The organism is Flavobacterium sp., assembly GCF_049590715.1.
In the GTDB taxonomy this organism is placed as follows: domain Bacteria; phylum Bacteroidota; class Bacteroidia; order Flavobacteriales; family Flavobacteriaceae; genus Flavobacterium.
Map to the genome: position 1 here is coordinate 1 of NZ_JBAWDL010000176.1, position 19705 is coordinate 19705.

Here is a 19705-nt window from a genome sequence, read left to right on the forward strand (position 1 = left end):
CATGGAATCATGAATTCTCAAACGAATTTACAACTAGCAGAGAAGTATTTCAAAAAAGCAATTGAATTAGGTTTATCAATGGATATGGATTTGGCTGTAGCCAAATTAAACCTTGCTGGTGTAGCACTGACTAGAAGAAGAAAACTAGAAGCAACTAACTTATTGAACGAAGCTAAAAAGTTAGACAAACAAGGAATGCTAAAAGATCAAATCAAAATGATGAAAGATCAAATGAAGAAAATCTAAATTCGTTCTTCTTTTAGAATAATAACACACAAAGCCACTTAGAAATAGGTGGCTTTGTTGTTTTATAGCAAATTGTATTGCAGATTTTTGATTTCAGATCCCTCAAAAGGGTACTAAATTAGACAATGTTTCATTTGTAACTACAAATCTGAAATCAAAACTCGTTACTCTAAATTCAAAAATTATTTAACACATAATCCAATTCCTTAAGTCAAACCTTAATCGATTGCCACTTTATAAGTAGGATCTTCAAGGATATTGACATCAATGATTTCTTCTGCATTTTGCAATAACTGACGACAGTCGGCACTCAAATGGCGCAAGTGTACTTTTTTACCCACTTTAGCGTAACGTTCCGTGATTTTGTTGACTGCGTCAATCGCACTCATATCCGCTATTTTACTTTCTTTAAAATCAATAATCACTTCAATTGGATCATTAAACACATCAAATTTCTCACCAAAAGCAGTTGTAGAAGCAAAGAAAAGAGGACCATATATTTCGTAATGCTTTACACCATTATCATCTGTGTATTTTTTAGCACGAATTCGTTTTGCGCTTTCCCAAGCAAATACCAAAGCCGAAATAATCACTCCGATCAAAACTGCTAAAGCCAAATTATGCAACATAATCGTAATTACCGCTACTAAAACCCCAACAAAAATATCTTGTTTTGGCATTTTATTAATAATTCGAAAACTAATCCATTCAAAAGTTCCAATAGCAACCATTATCATTACCCCAACCAATGCAGCGATAGGCAATTGCTCAATTACTGGAGCACCAACCAAAACAATCAATAAAATCGTTAAAGCTGCTACAATTCCTGATAAACGTGCTCTAGATCCTGCTGAAAGATTCACTAAGGTTTGTGCAATCATAGGACAACCACCCATTCCGAAGAAAAAACCATTCAATAGATTAGCACCACCTTGAGCCAGAGCTTCTCTATTTCCGTTTCCTTTAGTACCTGTAATTTCATCCACTAAGTTCAAAGTCAACAATCCTTCTGTCAATCCTACTGATCCCATAATCAAAGCATAAGGAGCAATTAGTTGCAAAGTAGCCCAACTCCAATCGATATTAGGAATATGAAATGGAGGAAGTCCACCGCTTACTGAAGCAATATCCGCCACAGTTTTAGTTTCAATTCCAAATCCTAGCACCAAACCGAAAACGACAATTATAGCCACTAACGATGCTGGAATAACCTTAGTCAACTTAGGCAACAACAATACAATTCCAATTGTCAAAGCAACCAATCCTCCCATAATATACAATGGCATTCCAGAAAGCCACACACTTTCACCATTAACCATGGTTTTAAATTGTTCCAATTGTGACATAAAAATGATAACTGCTAATCCGTTTACAAAACCATACATTACTGGCTGTGGTACTAATCGGATGAATTTACCCAACTTGAAGAGTCCTACTAATAGCTGGAAGACACCGGCCAAAGCAACGGCTGCAAAAACATATTCTAATCCGTGTGATTTCATCAAAGCAATCAATACAATTACTGTTGCTCCTGCTCCTCCAGAAACTAATCCTGGACGACCTCCAAAAATTGCTGTAACTATCCCCATAATAAAGGCGGCATACAATCCTACCAACGGAGGAAAACCTGCTAATATTGCAAATGACAAAGACTCTGGTATCATGGTCATCGCTACTGTTAAACCTGCCAAAATCTCGGTTCTATAATTCACTTTTTGAGTGAAATCAAATAAATTAAAATACTGTTTCATTGTTTGTTTAAAATTGTAACTCATGGAAAAAACCATGATTAGTAAGGAGGCGCAAAGGTACTTTTTTTTGACAGAGATAAAAATTTTAATAAAACAATAGCCCATAACCCCTCAAAAAAGCCATTATTCGATACAACAAAAAAATAAACACATCATAACAAATACATCAAAAATATACCGTTACAATATCATTTTTGAGCTTAAAATGTATTAAATTTGAGAAACTAGCTATTCTAATATAATTTTCTAATACCTAGAACAACAAACCCATGTTCACAGCCTTACGAACTTTTTTTAACTGTAATATAAAAACTAACAAATCATTTGTATTTACGTTTCTAATTACCCTAAATACATCCACATCACTTACTTATAAATTTTTAAAATAATATAAAAATGGCATTTATAGATTATTACAAAATATTAGAAATTGATAAAACAGCAACCGAAGCCGAGATAAAAAAAGCTTATCGAAAGATGGCTCGAAAATACCATCCTGATTTAAATCCTAATGATAAAATTGCAGAACAAAAATTTAAAGAACTTAATGAAGCCAATGAGGTTTTGAGCAATGCCGAGAACCGTAAAAAGTACGACCAACACGGTGAAAACTGGCAACATGCTGAAGAAATAAACAAACAGCAGTCCCAACAAAGAGAATATAGTAATGCTGGAGGACGTTATGATAATTCACAATTTGGCGGTCAAGACTACTCTGATTTTTTTGAATCTGTTTTTGGTAGTGGAGGTTCAGGGAGACAAAGAGGTGGTCAAAGACCTTTCAAAGGACAAGATTTCAATGCGGAATTACAATTAGATTTAAAAGATGTTTTTGAAGAGAACAAAAGAACGCTAACTGTAAATGGTAAAAATATTCGATTGACAATCCCTGCTGGTGTTGAGAATGGGCAAATTATAAAAATTCAAGGACATGGTGCTGAAGGACAAAATGGTGGTCCAAAAGGAGATTTATACATTACGTTTTCTATAAATAACGATGCCAACTTTAAGCGTGCTAAAGAAAACTTATACAGTACAATTGACCTAGACATTTACACCGCAGTATTAGGGGGTGATATTACTATTCCTACTTTTGACGGAAAAGTAAAATTAAAAGTAGCCCCAGGAACACAAAATGGAACACAAGTTAAACTGAAAGGAAAAGGTTTTCCAGTTTATAAAAAAGAAGGGCAGTATGGTGATTTATATGTTAGCTATAATATTGCCATTCCAACCCATTTAACCGAAAAACAAACGGAATTATTCACAGAACTTTCTAAAATATAATATATGAGTACCGAAAATTTCATCCCACTAGATACCCTTTGTATTCACTATAAAGTAACCATGTCTTTTTTTTATAACCTTAGTGATAATGGCTTGATTGATATTGAAGAAATTGCAGCAACACACTATATTCATCAAGATTCATTACATGAAATCGAAAAAATTATAAGAATGCATCAAGACCTTGATGTTAATATTGAAGGAATTGATGTTGTTCTAAATTTACTTAAAAAAATAGACGCTTTAAAAACAGAATTACATGCTGTAAGAAATCGATTGAGACTATATGAAAATTAGCGTCACGATCCCTAAATAGTATTTTAAATAATTTTAATAATTAAGTAAAAAATATTCTATATTATCCTATTTTAAAATTGATTAAAAACATATAACGCTCGTGTTTTCTACATGTTACCTAATTTTTCACACTTTCAACATTACACCTTTTAAACTTTTAACTTCCTTGGTAACGAGAGTATGATAAAATAGTTCATCTTCCTGTGGCTATTTTTCAAACAAAAAAGTCAGTTTTACACTATTTTTCCTCTACCTTCAAAAATCCTTGTACTACCTCAGATTTTATTTGATTTTCTATTGGAAAAAAGAAACTTAAAGGCGAAAATTTGAAATGATTTAAAATGGAGGCTGCGATAAATCGCAATTCTGTAAACGGAATCGCTCTGGAACGAAAAGCCAAGCCCAAAGAAAGACTAAAACTCACCATAAAGTTGACCAAACCAATTATTCCAATACCTAGAATGCCCCATATTAGCATAGAGTCCGTTACCTGATAATTTGCTCCATATAAGGCTAAGGCTAAATTTCCACTTGCAAAAGTGATGTGTCTAACATCTAAGTTCAATCCTAAAAACAACCCTATTGAAGCAGTACTTCCCATAAATATTCCAAACCAAAAATTGGATATAAATCCAGCCCATTTATGTTCGTACCATTGTGCTAGTTTTATTGTTTTTATTTTACCTATTCTCTTCTTAAGTAAAGGATGTTCTGTTATTCTATAATATACCTGATTGTGTTTATCTCTATTACTAATACTTCCTGAAATTATACCCGATAAAAACAAAAATACTCCAGCTATTGCAGCATGAAAAATTGCTAAAGAATCAACAGGACTCAAATCAGTGATTAATGTTTTCCATTTGACCGCAGCAATATTATAATCAAAGGTATAATCTATCATCCATATTCCTAATAATGAAATTGGAAAAGCCATAATTACGTTTCCAACAAAAGCAATAAATTGAGAACGGAACACACGAGCAAAAAGAATAGCAAAAGCACTATATTTTTCGGTCTTTTTTCCTTTTTTAGCAACACCAACTTCCAAAGCCTTTATTAAAGCGGATGCGGTCATAGCAGGTTGTTTTGTTGCTAAAGTATAACCTAAAATATAAATAGCAATAAATCCAAAGGAGTAATTCATGCTATAAAGAAAGGCATGCCCAAAAATACTCGTATCTACTTTTGAAAGAAGGACTTTGATAACACATAAGAACCCAACAATAAACCCTCCACCTAACGCATTTCTGAACATTTTAAAATATTCTGTCCGCGTTTCCGTAATATATTTTTCACCTGTTTTGGCTGCATGTTGTGTTATTTCGTAAGATATCAATTGCGTACTTTCAGCAATAAACTTTCTAATATTATTTTTGAAGCAATTGATTTTTATTAATTTTAGAGAAAGGGCAATGGCATTATTTTTTTTATCAATTTCATTATCTACAATAAACAATGAAATTATAAATTTAAGTCTTACTAATTGTTGTCTTATTTTCAATAAATTTTGATTCACTCGAAGTGAAATCCCATATTTTGAACTATTTAAAAAAGCTTTATCTATAAAGTCTTCACAATGTTTGTGAAGTACTAATAATTGAGCATAAGACAAATTATCTGATGTAAAATAATGCTTTTCTGACTTTATGATTTCAGATCCAATTTGTAACAATTCATTTTCCAAAGCAGAAAAAGGACTTTCGAAATCATCATATTCTGGCACCATTTTAATGACTTCGGTTTCCAATGCTCTACCACTAATTCGCTGTGAAATAAGAAAAGCAGCAATTGTTAATTCTGAAAAAACTGATTTGGATTCCGTGTTTTCATAAAAAGACCCAAACTCCAAGACATCATATAATTCTTTAAGTTGTTCTAGCGGAATTTTATCAATCCATATAAAATCATTTGACAAATAAAATACTTGATTCAATACGAATTCGAGAGTATGTTTTTGAGGTTGATTAGGTAAAAACTTAGCTATTACCCTTTTTTTTACTTCAAAAATGAAGTCTACATCTTGCAAAATTCCTGCATCAGCAAGTATTTTATTGAACTTTCTATCTTTTAAAATGGTTTTTAAGTAAATAGAAAATTGCGCTCTACAGTCATTATTTTCATTCAAAAAAAAGATAATATCTCGTAAATCAACCGTTAAAACTTTTTTAGGTTTTTGAGGACGAATTAATCGTATTAATTCCACTAATGGTTCTAAATTATCGTCAAGGTTTTTCCACGATTCATTTTTATTAAAAAAATTAGTAAGCAATTCTTTTATAAGGGCTTCTTGCTCTGATTTCAAAAGTGTTTTCATAAATTATTACAATGTTTGCAAAAATTTGTATTGTATGCTACAGGCTGTTTTAAAACTGCAAAATTAAGTAACTTATTACATTATAAAATGCACAAATTAAAACTAAAATTCATTTTTTTTAAAATTATAACATCCTAAAATACTATCTTACATCCACCTTTTAGGAGATTTTTTAAACTAACGAGTACATATGACCATTATTATAACGCTTTGCATTCTATTATTAATTGCTTATTTGTTTGACCTTACAGCGTCTTGGACAAAAATACCTTCTGTTATTTTACTACTCCTTCTAGGATGGATTGTTAGAGAGGTAACTTTTTTTTTCGATATAAACGTTCCAGATCTAAGCGCAACTTTGCCTATATTAGGAACAATAGGACTGATTTTAATTGTACTCGAAGGTGCGTTAGAGCTAGAACTGAATCGTTCTAAAATTGGACTAATCAAGAAATCAGTATTTGGTGCTCTATTACCTTTAATGGTTTTGGCTTTTTCATTGGGGTATGTTTTATATTATTATAGCGAAAATTCTTTTAAAGATTGTTTATCCAATGCTATTCCTTTTTGTGTAATCAGTAGTGCTATAGCCATACCAAGTGTAAGAAACCTAACATCGAGCCAAAAAGAATTTACAATTTACGAAAGTAGTTTATCTGATATATTTGGTGTTATTTTCTTTAACTTCGTTGCTTACAACACCGCTTTTGGCGTTGAAACATTTGGTTATTTTTCACTTGAAATTTTGATTATTATTACCATTTCATTTATAGCAACTTTTTTATTATCCTTTTTGTTAAACAAAATTGATCACCATATCAAGTTTGTCCCTATTATTCTTTTGGTAATTTTAATTTATGAGATATCAAAGATTTTCCATCTTCCTGCCTTAATTTTCATTTTAGTATTTGGACTTGCCATAGGAAATCTAGACGAAATAAGACACTTAAAATGGACAGAAAGATTCCGATTAGACCTCCTTAATAAAGAGGTAGCTAAATTCAAAGAACTTACCATCGAAGCCACTTTTTTAGTACGTGCTTTGTTTTTTATGCTTTTTGGATACCTAATCAAAACATCCGAAATCATAAACCCAAATACCATTTTGTGGGCAGTAGGAATTGTACTAGCCATTTACGCATTGAGAGCGATTCAATTATATGCTTCTAAAATTCCGTTATTTCCTTTGCTTTTTGTAGCACCAAGAGGATTAATCACTATTTTATTATTTCTATCCATCAATCCTGATCATACTGTCGTTTTTGTAAACAAATCATTAATCATCCAAGTAATTTTACTAACCGCATTCACGATGATGATTGGATTAATGGGAACCGAAAAACATCGAGAAATCATCATAAAAGAAAAAATAAAGGCTAAACATAGCAACGAAGAATATGAATCCGAAGAAACACTTTAAAATTCTTTAAACAATAATTTACAAGGCTTACTATTTCATTCATAGTAAGTCTTTTTTTTTTTTGGGGTAGCAAAAGTTTTCGGTTTCTCATTAAAGTTGGACTTCTTCTGCGCTTTATTTTTTTATTAAAGAAAGAACATAAAGGATACCGCTCCTATCAGAGCTAAAATCAGTACATCAATCCAAATATAAGTTATCAAAACCCATCATTAAATTAGCGGTATCAAAATGAGTATTTTGGGAAACCTTACTAATTTCAATGGCTATTATTTATCCAAAAAAAGAACCTATTTTATTCAACTATAATCATCGTATTTTTTGAATTAAATGCGTAAATTTGGATACCTCCCATCTCGTAATGGGAATTTTTAATCGTGGCAATGGCTAAATATGCTCTACCCTCTTGTTTTTTTTATAACTATTAACCTTTAAAAATAAAAATTTATGGAATCGACTATTCAATTTGTACATGCTGAAACCAACAAAACTGCGGAACATGTTATCATAAAAAAACTAGATACATTGACTAAACATTTTGATTGGGTCATTCGCGCAGCAGTTATTTTTAAAGAAGAGAAAAATTCACACGGAAAAGGGAAAATCTGCGAAGTAACTTTGAGTTGTCCTGGACCTAGAATATTTGCTTCGTCAAATGAAGCTAGTTTCGAAATTGCAGCCGCAGAAACAATGGATGATATTGAAACACAATTAAACAAACGTAAGAGTGAAATGAAAACGCATTAACAATAGTAAACTTTTTTTAAACACTTAAAAAACAGTCAACGCTTTCTCAACTTTAATAGCGCTAACTCATAGAACTTCATTCGTCATCATTGATTAATGAAGTTCATTTGTTATATAGGATTAGGTTAACATTAAATTATTTGATTAATTTTACAAACTAAATAAAAAAAACATTTTAACCTCGATTTCCTAAGAGGTTCCATTATAATCAAATCAGAATGTCTGTAGCAAAAAAAGATTACAAAAGAATCACAACAAAGTCATTGATTGACATGAAAGAACATGGTGAAAAAATCTCCATGCTTACTGCCTATGACTATACCATGGCCAAAATTGTTGACACGGCGGGTGTTGATGTTATCCTTGTAGGTGATTCTGCTTCTAATGTAATGGCGGGTCACGAAACCACACTCCCGATCACCTTAGACCAAATGATTTATCATGCTTCATCAGTTGTTAGAGCTACTGAAAGAGCGTTAGTAGTGGTTGATTTACCTTTTGGTAGTTATCAATCAGACCCTAAAGAAGCCTTGCGTTCTGCTATTAGAATCATGAAAGAAAGTGGTGGTCATGCTGTAAAATTGGAAGGTGGAAAAGAAATCAAAGAATCTATAAAAAAAATTCTAAATGCTGGAATTCCTGTCATGGGACATTTAGGACTAACCCCTCAATCCATCTATAAATTTGGAACGTATACCGTACGTGCCAAAGAAGAACAAGAAGCTGAAAAATTAATGAATGATGCCCGATTATTAGAAAAACTTGGCTGTTTTGCAATAGTCGTAGAAAAAATACCTGCGCACTTAGCGGAACAAGTAGCCAAAAGTATTTCAATTCCAGTTATAGGTATTGGAGCTGGCGGAAATGTTGACGGTCAGGTTTTAGTTATTCATGACATGTTAGGAATGAACAATGAATTTAGTCCTCGTTTTTTACGTCGTTACATGAATTTATATGAAGGAATGACAACAGCCATTGGACAGTATGTATCCGATGTAAAGTCTCTTGATTTCCCTAACGAAAAAGAACAATATTAATTTAGATATTTTAGATTTCTTTTGAATATTAGACTGGTTAACAGTTACTAAAATTCCAAGAAGTCTAAAAATCCAGCAAGCTCAAATGAAAATAATTTCAACGAAAGACAACTTACAAGTCATCCATGAAGACAATCATCTCATTGTCATCAACAAACGTGTAGGTGATATTGTGCAAGGTGACAAAACAGGAGACAAACCTTTGTCAGACATTGTTAAGGAATATATCAAAGATAAATACAACAAACCAGGAGAAGTTTTTTTAGGTGTGGTACATCGCTTAGACAGACCCACTACTGGAATTGTAGTTTTTGCACGTACAAGCAAAGCACTTACCCGTCTCAATGAATTATTCAAAAACAGAGAAACTAAAAAAACATATTGGGCAGTGATCAAAAATAAACCGCCTAAACAACAAGATAAGCTGGTTCATTTTTTAAAACGTAATGAAAAAAATAATACTTCAAAAGCACATTCAAAAGAAGTTCCAGATAGTAAAGTGGCGAGTTTAGACTATACTATTTTTAAGGAATTAAATAATTATTTTGCATTAGAAATTAATTTACATACCGGAAGACACCATCAAATTAGAGCACAACTATCCGCTATTGGCTCCCCAATTAAAGGAGATTTAAAATATGGATTTGATAGAAGTAATCCTGATGGCGGAATTCATTTGCATGCTCGAAAATTAACTTTTATTCATCCTGTTAACAAAGAGCAACTAACATTTATTGCACCAACTCCTAATGAAACCATTTGGAATGCCATATAATGGTTCCTTTATTAAAAATAAAATTTCCTGATATGGAGTTAAATAACGAAAAAAAAGTAAGCGAAGCTATAGAATATAGACGTTCTATTCGAGTTTTTAAAAAAGAAAATATAGACGAAACTAAAGTAAAAGAATGCATTCGACTTGCTTCTTTAGCTCCTACAAGCAGTAATATGCAGCTCTGGGAATTTTACCATATTGTTTCCCCTACTCTTTTATCACAAATCACCACCGCTAGTTTTCATCAAAATGCGGCCAAAACTGCCAATCAAATGGTTGTTGTAGTGGCTCGAAAAGATTTATGGAAAAACAGAATACAATCAAATGTCCAATTCCTAAAGAACCTTTATGGTAACAAACCTCAAAACGACTATTCTAAAAGAGAGAAAGCATCATTGAATTACTACCAAAAAGAAGTACCCAAACTTTACTATGATTTCATTGGGATATTAGGAGCAATTAGATATCTTCGTTATCAAATTACAGGCCTTTTCAAACCAACATACCGTCAATCTAGACGAAGTGATATGCGTGTAGTGGCTCAAAAAAGTGCAGCACTGGCAGCACAAAACTTCATGATTAGCATGGCTTCTATCCATTATGATACCTGTCCTATGGAAGGATTTGATTCCTTAAGAGTTAAAAAAATACTGGGTTTAAACTCCGCTTCTGAAATAAATATGATTATTGCCTGTGGTATTCGAGAAGAAAATGGGATTTATGGCGAACGTTTTCGTATCCCATTGAATGAAATTTATTTCAAATTATAATAATTTAAAAATCAACGTTGATACAATGGATATAAAGAATAATCGAATAGAAAAAAGAATAACAGAAGGATATAAACTAGAATTTGAAACCGTTTTCAATCTCGTATTCGAAAATTATAAAAAAATTGCTATTTATGCTGGGTTACTAATTTTTGTTTTTACCATTTTATTCTTTTCATTAGCATACTTTTCTTTAGTTGCTTATTTTGGCATTGACACCCTAACTGAAGTAATGAAACCTGAAAATTTAAAGCCCGAAAATCTTTCTAAAGAATTTATTATGATTTATTCAGGTGCAGCTATATTAATTACTGCATTAATAAGTCCGTTAACCGCTGGTTTTATGAAAATGGCCTATTGTGCTGATATAGACCAAGAATTTCATGTTTCTACTTTTTTTGAATATTATAAATTTTCTTATTTCATAGAATTATTCATTGCCACTTTTGTCATTACTTTATTCAATACTGGAATCTCTACTACTTTAGATACAGCGGGATTAACAATAGTGGGATCATTGATTACTATGATCGTCTCCTTTTATTCACTTTTAACGATCCCCCTTATTATTTTCGGGAATTTAAAAGCATTAGACGCTATCAAAACTAGTATTGCACTTATTTCAAAACAACCTCTTGTTATATTGAGTTTAGTAGCCGTTTCCATGCTGGCAGCAATGGTAGGTTTGATTGCTTTTTGTATCGGTGTACTTTTTACAATACCTTTTATATACTCTTTATATTACATACTTTACAAAGAAATTATTGGATTTGAAAAAACAGAATAAAACTCAATAAAACTTCTTTTTTTTTCTTAATTTTAAAGAACTAACTACCGAAATAAAATATCATTATGTTTTTATACTCTATTTTTATAAATAAAGTTATTTTATTTTATACACGTTTTTTATGGATATCCATTCCTTTAGAAATTAATTATGTTTCTCCTTTTGACGGTATTTCAATTGACAAAAGTTTTTCCAGAACACTAATTGCTTTTACTATAATAGCAATACTTGTATTCTCATATACTTATTTTAAACCAAAATCAATCTTAAAACCACATTTTTCAGGAAATCATCTTACTGAAAAATTTAAAAATCAAGACGCTCAACTTTACTTTTTATATATAGGAATCTTTTTTATTGTATTTGAAACTGCATTAGAGATTCTCAAAATTAGACCTAAAAGTTTATTTACACAAAACATACTATTTGGAGCAGTACTTTCCTCCCTTTATTTTATAAGTAAAAAATCAACCTTTATCTTTAACAACTTATATAATTTTTACAAACTACTGTTCTGTATTTTTCTACTCTATGTAACTCGAAATATTATCCTTTCACCTACAGATAGTATACCCTACTTAGGTTTCGTTTTCTTGTTCCTCTATTCATTTAATATTTTTAAGCCTATACGTCAATATTGGATTTTCACGGTGGTAGTTTTTGGAATTTTATTGTTTCTATACACATCTGAACTAATACCAACTAAATCATCCATAATTCTTTTTAATTATTGTTTAGTGGCATTTTGTCTTAATATTATACGACATTTCACGTATCTAAATATTAAAAATGAATTTCGCTTTTCAAATGAGATTGTAAATAAAAGTGGTACGCTTACTATTGCAGTTAATACAAATAAGGAAATTGTTTTTTGTAGTGAAAGCGTTGAACGTATTTTAGGATATAAAATCAATGAAGTTTTAGGATTGGACTTTGGAGATTTGTCTAAGAATACGAATTCTGTTGATGATATTTTAAGTTCAAGTATTATGGATGGTAAATTATACCTAAATGAAGTAAAATGTAAAGATGGTAGTCTTAAACACATACAATGGAACTATCAAAAATACTCGGACGAATTACTCATAGGAATAGGACAAGACGTTACAGAACAGGTACTTATACAGAAATCATATAAAAACTTAGTCGAATCAGCACATGATATTATTTACGAATTAGATTGTCATGGAAATTACATTTTCATTAATAAAAATACTGAAAATATTACAGGCTATAGCTTAAAAGAGTTATTTGATTCCAATTTTATCCATCTAATCCGAAAAGATTATAAACAAATCGTTTTAGATTTTTATTCTGCTCCACATGATAGCTTAACCAGTTTTCCAATTTTAGAATTTCCGATAATTACAAAAAATAAAGAGGAAATATGGATGTCCCAAAAAGTATCCATAAATCGAGGAGAAACAGGAGAAATTAAAGGTTATTTTTCTATTTCACGGGATATTACGTATCTTAAACATAATGAAAAGGAAAAACTGGAACGACAATTCAAAAATCAAAAATATAGTTCCGCATTAAAATTTTTTACTGAGAAAAGTTATTCTGATAAAGAGCGTTTAAATAAAAAATTAAAAACGATTTTAAAGATTACTGCTAATACAATGTATCTTGAAAGGGTAAGTTACTGGAAATACTCCCCAAATAAATTGACTTGTAAATATAGTTATAATCATAATGAAAACCGTTTTACAACTGATTCCGTTTTATTAAAAAAAGACTTTCCTCATTACTTTTCTTTATTAGAGAAAAAGCTACAAGTAGTTGCATCAGATGTATACTCTAACGATGCATTGACTGAATTTTGCATTGATTATTTTCCAAAAAACAAAACGGTATCCTTACTATATACTCCAGTAATTGTTAATGGGGAAATAAATGGAGTACTTTGTTTTGAAGCCGCTGAAAAAATACATCAATGGGATAATGAAGATATTAATTTTTCCAGATCCATATCAGATATTGTTACTATTGCATTTGAATCAAAAATGAGATTAATTATTGAAAAAAAGTTAATGTATAAAAGTGAATTGCTTGCGGCAATGACACTATGTACCGAGAAGTTTTTAAATAGTAAAGACATCAATGATATTTTTTCGGATGTTCTTATTATAATGGGAAAAACCACTAAATCACATCGAGCCTACTACTATAAAAACAATCCTGAAAACAATACTATTTCTCAAAAATACCGATGGATTATCAATAATACTACACTAGTAGAGAATAACAGCAAGCTTCAAGATTTACCATATGACTATTTCGAAGAATTATTACATCCCTTATTAAAAAACGAATTTTACAAAGCCAACGTATCCAAAATTAAAAATGAATCGCTAAAAAGTAAATTACAAAATTTAGATGTTGTTTCATTAGTACTCTTTCCTGTTTTTGTAAAAAATCAATTTCATGGTTTTTTAGGTTTTGATGACACTTCAAACAAAAGGCCTTGGACAATAGATGAAGTAAATATTTTGCAAACACTTTGTAGAAATATAGCAACTTCTATAGATCATATTGATTCCGAAATTGCTATTTATGAAAGTGAAGAAAAATTTAGACTTCTAGCAAATAACATTCCTGGAACGGTATATCTTTCAGAAAATGATGCTGATTTTACTAAAATTTACCTAAATGATGAAATTGAAAAGCTTACAGGGTATAAAAAATCAGATTTTCTGGAAAAGAGAATTTTTTTCAAAGACTTAATTCATCCTGAAGATTATGACAAAACATTATTTAAATCATCAAAAAAACTGGCTACATTAGAGCCTTTTCATTTGGTTTACCGAATAATCAAAAAGAATAACGAAATTACATGGGTAGAAGAATTTGGCGATGCTGTAATAAAAAATGATAAAATCCTCTACATTGAAGGGATTATACTCGATATAACCAAAAGAAAAGAGGCAGAGAAAGCGGTGGATCGTCAAAAAGATGCCGAAGCTGCTAATAAAGCTAAATCCGAGTTTTTAGCTAATATGAGTCATGAAATTAGAACCCCGTTGAATGGAATCATCGGATTTACTGATTTATTAATAAAAACACAACTTACTGAAAACCAACAAAAACACATGATAACCGTAAATCAATCGGCTCATTCTTTGTTAGGGATTGTGAATGATATTCTTGATTTTTCAAAAATTGAAGCTGGAAAACTAGAATTATATATAGAAAAAGTTGAAATTCAAGAATTACTACATCAAATTATAGACTTAATATCCTATGAGTCAAATAATAAAAAACTAGATTTACAACTTATCATTACCCCAGATACTCCTACATTTTTCTGGATTGACGTCATTAGAATAAAACAGATAATAGTTAATCTAATGTCAAATGCTGTAAAATTCACAAACGAGGGTTTTGTTAGACTTGAAATTACTAAAATTAAACAAACAACCAATGCCACCAGTACCATTCGTTTTGCGGTAATTGATTCTGGTATTGGAATTTTAAAAATAAATAAAGACAAAATTTTTAATGCTTTTTCGCAAGAAGATAGCTCAACCACTAAAAAATTTGGAGGAACAGGATTAGGACTTAGTATTTCTAACAAACTTTTAGGATTAATGAACAGTCATTTGCAACTTGATAGTAAAATTAATATTGGAAGTACCTTTTATTTTGATTTAAATATCAAAACTTCCAATATAAAGACACCAATTGATCTTAAACAAATTAAATGTTTGGACAATGAACACCTAAACAATCTTACACTCCTCAAAAACAAAAAACACACCCTGTCCATCATGATTGTGGAAGACAATAAAATAAATATGTTGTTATTAAAAACAATCATTAAAAATCTTTTATCAGAAGCTACAATTGTTGAAATTCATAATGGAATAGAAGCTGTTGAAAAGTTTGAAATAACCAATCCTGATATTATATTTATGGACATACAAATGCCAATTATGAATGGGTATGAAGCCACTAAAGCCATCCGAAAATTACAATTAGGAAAAAATATTCCAGTTATAGCTATCACAGCAGGAGCTGAGAAAGAAGAAAAAGACAAGTGTTTAAATTTAGGAATGAATGATTATATTTCTAAACCAATTGTAAAAGGAATTATTGAAGAAACATTAATAAAATGGCTAATTTAGTCCTAAATAAATCTAAATATAAAATTATGAAATGGCAAGGTAGAAGACAAAGTGATAATGTGGAGGACAGAAGAGGAATGTCCGGAGGCGGAAAAGCAATTGCAGGTGGTGGAATCATCGGAATTGTAATTCTATTACTCAATATATTTGGAGGAGAAAATGGACAAATGGTAGGTACTATTCTTCAGCAAACACAAGGGCAAGCCGCACCTACAGAACAACGAGACCTTACTGCTGCCGAAATTGAAGAACAACAATTTGTAAAAACAATTCTAGCAGATAACGAAGATGTATGGACCAAAATATTTGAAGAAAACAATCTTAGGTATAAAAAACCGAAAATCATCTTATTCTCTGGATCTGTACAAACTGCCTGTGGAGGTGCCACATCTGCTTCTGGTCCCTTTTACTGTCCTGGAGATCAAAAAGTATATATGGATTTGACCTTTTTTGAAGAATTGAAAACTAAATTTGGTGCCCAAGGAGGTGATTTTGCCACTGCTTATGTTATTGCACACGAAATTGGACATCACGTACAAACATTATTAGGCACATCAGACAAAATGCGCAAAATGCAACAGGGAAAAAGCCAAGCCGAAGCCAACAAACTATCCGTTGCTCTTGAATTACAAGCCGATTTTTATGCTGGATTGTGGACTAATTATAACCAAAAAATGAATAATATTCTTGAAATTGGTGATATTGACGAAGCTTTAAGCGCTGCTCATGCCGTAGGAGATGATGCCATTCAAGCAAAAATGCAAGGACACATCGTTCCAGAATCGTTTACCCACGGTACCTCTGAACAAAGAAAATATTGGTTTATGAAAGGATATAAAACAGGTGATATCAATCTAGGAAATACTTTTGCTGAAATAAAGTAAATTCATTTCTAACTGAATTGTCTTCCTTTTTTAATTAAATATATTTGTCAAAATATAAATTGACCTCGCTGAGTGTAATTATTAAAAACGTCAATGGTATTGTTTCAGTGCAAAAAAACAACATCAAAATGCCTGACTATAATAGGTATCTAGAAGCGGTTTGTTTTTTATTCTTATTGTCTCGATACGTTTTTATAACGAAAATCACTCAAAAGGATGGAAATCATCAAAAAAAAAACAATTATACTTAATAGGTAAATTGAACCTAATTTCAATATGAAAAATCACTATTTATTCCTTTTAATACTCCTAAGCTTTCAAGTTTTTGCTCAAGTTGATAGTTTAAAAACAGAAAAATTAAGCCGATTAAAAGTAGCTGGAACAGTGATAAAAAACGGTATTCTTAGTGTTCCTAGTGACTTTACTGAGATGGGACATACTGTTACCGCAGACTGGAAAAGAACCGTCCTTTATGCCGGTGGAATCGTAGGTTTAATTGCTACTGATAAAATAACAACTGGATTTTTACACGATCAAATTGAACCCACAATTGATTACACACTTCCTAAAATTGATGTTATAAAAACTAAAATTGATTGGATAGATGGAAACAATGCTTATATCCTCTACCCTATTTTAGGTTTATACGCAGGTTCCTTTGCCCTTAATAATCAAAAAGGACAAAGAGTGGCTGTTAATGCCATTAAAGCTATTTCTTATTCATATGTAATTTCACACCTACTTCTTAAAACTATTTCAGGAAGAAACCGGCCACAAAGACCTTTAAATGGAGACGAATCTGCAATTGCACCATGGACAAAAGACAATTGGGATTTTGGCAATTATCACCCCTTATATTTCCAAAGTAAAACTGATGGAACATCTTTTCCTTCTTTTCATGCCACCTTTTATTTCTCTGTTGCCAAGGTTTTCCAAATGGAATACAATAATTATTGGATTCCTTACACTATTGCTACGGGCGTTTTTCTTGCTGATATAAAAAGCCATAACCATTGGGTATCCGATTTATTAGTAGGTGGATTAGTAGGAACAATCATTGGGAAATCAGTTGTCAACAGCAGCCGAAAACAAGCAGCTAAAATCAATAGACCAGCGGTAATCGAAAATCCAAAAAAATTCAAAATGAATAAACAACTTGTTCCTCAAATCACCAGTTCTATGGTCGGTTTTCACTTTGTAGGCAGTTTTTAATTATTCGACCTTATTTTACAAAACAAAATAGACTAGGCAACACAATCAATTGGAGTGATAATTGTAGATTAAAAAGAATCTTCATTTAACCAAGATACATCGGACAAATTAGCTGTATCTTTGCATCAACTTAAAAAAGTAACCTAACAATAGTGCTTACTTTATAAACACTATTTATGTCATTCAACTCATTAGGATTATCTGATGCTTTACTTAAAGCCATCAGCAAAAAAGGATACACAACACCTTCACCAATACAACAAAAAGCAATACCCCCTATTTTAGAAGGCAAAGATGTATTAGCTTCCGCTCAAACAGGAACAGGAAAAACAGCGGGGTTTACACTACCTATTTTACAAATATTATCGCAGGGTAAACACTTAAGTAATAGACCCGTTCGTGCATTAATCTTAACTCCTACACGGGAACTAGCGGCACAAATATTAGCTAATATAAAAGAATATAGTGAGTTTTTAGATTTGCGCAGTACCGTGATTTTTGGAGGTGTAAACCAAAAACCACAAGTAGCGCAATTACGACAAGGGATTGATATTCTAGTAGCTACACCAGGACGTTTAATTGATTTGCAAAATCAAGGTCTAATTTCGCTATCAAAAGTTGAAGTTTTAGTTTTGGATGAAGCAGATCGCATGCTTGACATGGGTTTTTTACGTGATTTAGAGCGTATTCTGAAAATTTTACCTCCAAAAAGACAAAACTTACTATTTTCAGCTACGTTTTCAAAAGATATTAAGAAACTGGCAATGGGAATTTTGGATAAACCCATTCATGTAGAAGCCACTCCAGAAAACACGACTGTTGATGCCATTATACAAAAAATATATCCTTGTGCCAAAGAGAAAAAAACCGAACTAGTCATCAAATTGATTACAGAAGGAAACTGGAAACAAATTTTAGTTTTTACTCGTACCAAACAAGGTGCCAATAAACTAACGGAAGCTATGACTAGCGCCGGTATCAAAGCAGCCGCTATTCATGGGAACAAAGGACAAGGTGCAAGAACTAAAGCTTTAGCAGGTTTCAAAGACGGAAGCCTAACCGCTTTAGTCGCTACCGATATTGCCGCCCGTGGTTTAGATATTCCATTATTACCACATGTTGTTAATTTTGAATTGCCTAATATTCCTGAGGACTATGTACACCGTATAGGTCGTACCGGAAGAGCCGGAGCCAGCGGAGAAGCCATTTCTTTATTTAGTCCAGACGAATCCGTGTTTTTACGTGATATTGAAAAGGTAGTGGGCTTGAAATTGCCAAAAGAACAAATTCCAGGTTTCGAGCCTGACCCGAATGCCTCTACCGAGCCTATCAAACAAGGACAAGGAAGACCGCAACGCAACTCGACTCCTAAGAAACCAAAAACCGACAACAACACCCGAAGCAGTAACAACAGCTTTGGCCCAAGACGTCCAAGTCAAAATAACGACAGACGTTCTAATCGATAAGAATTAGCATTTATTTTAGGAGCAGAACGATTTCGTTTCTTATCAAGTCTCCTCCCGCTATACACTACAATCCTTGTGAGGGCTAAACGCCAGCCCTCACAAGGTTTTTCGTTTCAAACGAAGTTCACTGAACTCCTATAAAAATAAAAGTATTGTGAAGTAATCGGGGCTATTTTAGCGTTTAGTATTATTAAAATCGTTTTTGAAATTGTTTCTAAGTTTAAATAGACTTTTATTATTTGTAAGAAAAAAATAGATATATTTGATAAACATAAAAAACGAAACAAACCTTCGCCAATCTCCCCATTTTTGGGTGTATATGCGAAGGTTTGTTTCGCATATATACAAGTTGGCTGTCATTTTATGAAAAACCGTAAATAAAAGAAAATATATGAAAATAATCTCACTGTTTAATAATAAAGGAGGAGTTGGAAAGTCAACTTTAGGTTATCATTTAGGCTTTGCATTAAGTGAATTAGGAAAGAAAACTTTAATGATAGATTTAGATCCACAATGTAATTTAACAATATGTGGAATAGAAACTGAATACTTACATAATATTTGGCAAGAAGAAGATCCATTTTT

General features: G+C 31.7%; 15 protein-coding genes and 1 pseudogene. 14 read left to right on the top strand and 2 right to left on the bottom strand.

Features of this window, described 5'->3' with window-relative positions; translation table 11 throughout:
- A pseudogene (locus WBQ70_RS08045) lies at positions 1-246 on the top strand (DUF2892 domain-containing protein); the annotation flags it as partial.
- Between the two features lie 218 nt (positions 247-464).
- On the opposite strand, the gene WBQ70_RS08050 reads toward WBQ70_RS08045, so the two are convergent.
- The gene (locus tag WBQ70_RS08050) at positions 465-1997 is read right to left on the bottom strand and encodes a SulP family inorganic anion transporter (protein ID WP_423912694.1); all 1533 of its coding nucleotides are present in this window, start codon (positions 1995-1997) and stop codon (positions 465-467) included.
- Between the two features lie 396 nt (positions 1998-2393).
- Here WBQ70_RS08050 and WBQ70_RS08055 point away from each other — a divergent pair, with 396 nt between their 5' ends.
- Positions 2394-3284, top strand: coding sequence for a DnaJ C-terminal domain-containing protein (locus tag WBQ70_RS08055; protein WP_423912697.1), 891 nt, complete (start codon positions 2394-2396; stop codon positions 3282-3284).
- Between the two features lie 3 nt (positions 3285-3287).
- Positions 3288-3581 carry a chaperone modulator CbpM gene (locus WBQ70_RS08060; RefSeq protein ID WP_423912699.1) on the top strand — a complete coding sequence of 98 codons (294 nt, stop codon included), beginning with the start codon at positions 3288-3290 and terminating at the stop codon, positions 3579-3581.
- 238 nt (positions 3582-3819) lie between these two features.
- On the opposite strand, the gene WBQ70_RS08065 is transcribed toward WBQ70_RS08060, so the two are convergent.
- Positions 3820-5898, bottom strand: coding sequence for a recombinase (locus WBQ70_RS08065; protein WP_423912702.1), 2079 nt, complete (start codon positions 5896-5898; stop codon positions 3820-3822).
- 190 nt (positions 5899-6088) lie between these two features.
- On the opposite strand from WBQ70_RS08065, the gene WBQ70_RS08070 reads away from it, so the two are divergent.
- The 11 genes from WBQ70_RS08070 to WBQ70_RS08120 form a co-directional block, all read left to right on the top strand.
- Positions 6089-7318: a sodium:proton antiporter gene (locus WBQ70_RS08070; RefSeq protein WP_423912705.1), complete on the top strand. Its 1230-nt coding sequence runs from the start codon at positions 6089-6091 to the stop codon at positions 7316-7318.
- 444 nt (positions 7319-7762) lie between these two features.
- Complete coding sequence (locus WBQ70_RS08075) at positions 7763-8062, top strand: HPF/RaiA family ribosome-associated protein (protein WP_423912708.1); 300 nt, start codon at positions 7763-7765, stop codon at positions 8060-8062.
- Between the two features lie 218 nt (positions 8063-8280).
- Positions 8281-9099 carry a 3-methyl-2-oxobutanoate hydroxymethyltransferase gene (gene panB / locus WBQ70_RS08080; protein ID WP_423912711.1) on the top strand — a complete coding sequence of 273 codons (819 nt, stop codon included), beginning with the start codon at positions 8281-8283 and terminating at the stop codon, positions 9097-9099.
- Positions 9100-9184: 85 nt separating this feature from the next.
- Positions 9185-9874 carry an RluA family pseudouridine synthase gene (locus WBQ70_RS08085; protein ID WP_423912714.1) on the top strand — a complete coding sequence of 230 codons (690 nt, stop codon included), beginning with the start codon at positions 9185-9187 and terminating at the stop codon, positions 9872-9874.
- Between the two features lie 32 nt (positions 9875-9906).
- Positions 9907-10644 (top strand): nitroreductase family protein, encoded by a 738-nt coding sequence (locus WBQ70_RS08090; protein ID WP_423912717.1) that lies wholly within the window; start codon positions 9907-9909, stop codon positions 10642-10644.
- Between the two features lie 25 nt (positions 10645-10669).
- Entirely contained in the window at positions 10670-11431 is a 762-nt protein-coding gene (locus WBQ70_RS08095; protein WP_423912719.1) for a hypothetical protein, read from the top strand.
- A 737-nt stretch (positions 11432-12168) separates the two neighbouring features.
- Complete coding sequence (locus tag WBQ70_RS08100) at positions 12169-15558, top strand: PAS domain S-box protein (RefSeq protein WP_423912721.1); 3390 nt, start codon at positions 12169-12171, stop codon at positions 15556-15558.
- A gap of 26 nt (positions 15559-15584) precedes the next feature.
- The gene (gene ypfJ / locus WBQ70_RS08105; protein ID WP_423912723.1) at positions 15585-16442 is read left to right on the top strand and encodes a KPN_02809 family neutral zinc metallopeptidase; all 858 of its coding nucleotides are present in this window, start codon (positions 15585-15587) and stop codon (positions 16440-16442) included.
- Positions 16443-16718: 276 nt separating this feature from the next.
- A complete protein-coding gene (locus WBQ70_RS08110) occupies positions 16719-17654 on the top strand; it encodes a phosphatase PAP2 family protein (RefSeq protein ID WP_423912725.1) in 936 nt (311 codons plus the stop codon).
- Between the two features lie 176 nt (positions 17655-17830).
- Positions 17831-19120 (top strand): DEAD/DEAH box helicase, encoded by a 1290-nt coding sequence (locus WBQ70_RS08115; RefSeq protein WP_423912727.1) that lies wholly within the window; start codon positions 17831-17833, stop codon positions 19118-19120.
- Between the two features lie 391 nt (positions 19121-19511).
- On the top strand, positions 19512-19705 hold a 194-nt coding region (locus WBQ70_RS08120), incomplete at its 3' end, for a ParA family protein (protein WP_423912730.1).

Bases quoted from the DNA above. Each gene is read 5' to 3' on its own strand.
- WBQ70_RS08050 (WP_423912694.1), bottom strand. From the start codon at position 1,997: ATGAAACAGTATTTTAATTTATTTGATTTCACTCAAAAAGTGAATTAT.
- WBQ70_RS08055 (WP_423912697.1), top strand. From the start codon at position 2,394: ATGGCATTTATAGATTATTACAAAATATTAGAAATTGATAAAACAGCA.
- WBQ70_RS08060 (WP_423912699.1), top strand. From the start codon at position 3,288: ATGAGTACCGAAAATTTCATCCCACTAGATACCCTTTGTATTCACTAT.
- WBQ70_RS08065 (WP_423912702.1), bottom strand. From the start codon at position 5,898: ATGAAAACACTTTTGAAATCAGAGCAAGAAGCCCTTATAAAAGAATTG.
- WBQ70_RS08070 (WP_423912705.1), top strand. From the start codon at position 6,089: ATGACCATTATTATAACGCTTTGCATTCTATTATTAATTGCTTATTTG.
- WBQ70_RS08075 (WP_423912708.1), top strand. From the start codon at position 7,763: ATGGAATCGACTATTCAATTTGTACATGCTGAAACCAACAAAACTGCG.
- panB (WP_423912711.1), top strand. From the start codon at position 8,281: ATGTCTGTAGCAAAAAAAGATTACAAAAGAATCACAACAAAGTCATTG.
- WBQ70_RS08085 (WP_423912714.1), top strand. From the start codon at position 9,185: ATGAAAATAATTTCAACGAAAGACAACTTACAAGTCATCCATGAAGAC.
- WBQ70_RS08090 (WP_423912717.1), top strand. From the start codon at position 9,907: ATGGAGTTAAATAACGAAAAAAAAGTAAGCGAAGCTATAGAATATAGA.
- WBQ70_RS08095 (WP_423912719.1), top strand. From the start codon at position 10,670: ATGGATATAAAGAATAATCGAATAGAAAAAAGAATAACAGAAGGATAT.
- ypfJ (WP_423912723.1), top strand. From the start codon at position 15,585: ATGAAATGGCAAGGTAGAAGACAAAGTGATAATGTGGAGGACAGAAGA.
- WBQ70_RS08110 (WP_423912725.1), top strand. From the start codon at position 16,719: ATGAAAAATCACTATTTATTCCTTTTAATACTCCTAAGCTTTCAAGTT.
- WBQ70_RS08115 (WP_423912727.1), top strand. From the start codon at position 17,831: ATGTCATTCAACTCATTAGGATTATCTGATGCTTTACTTAAAGCCATC.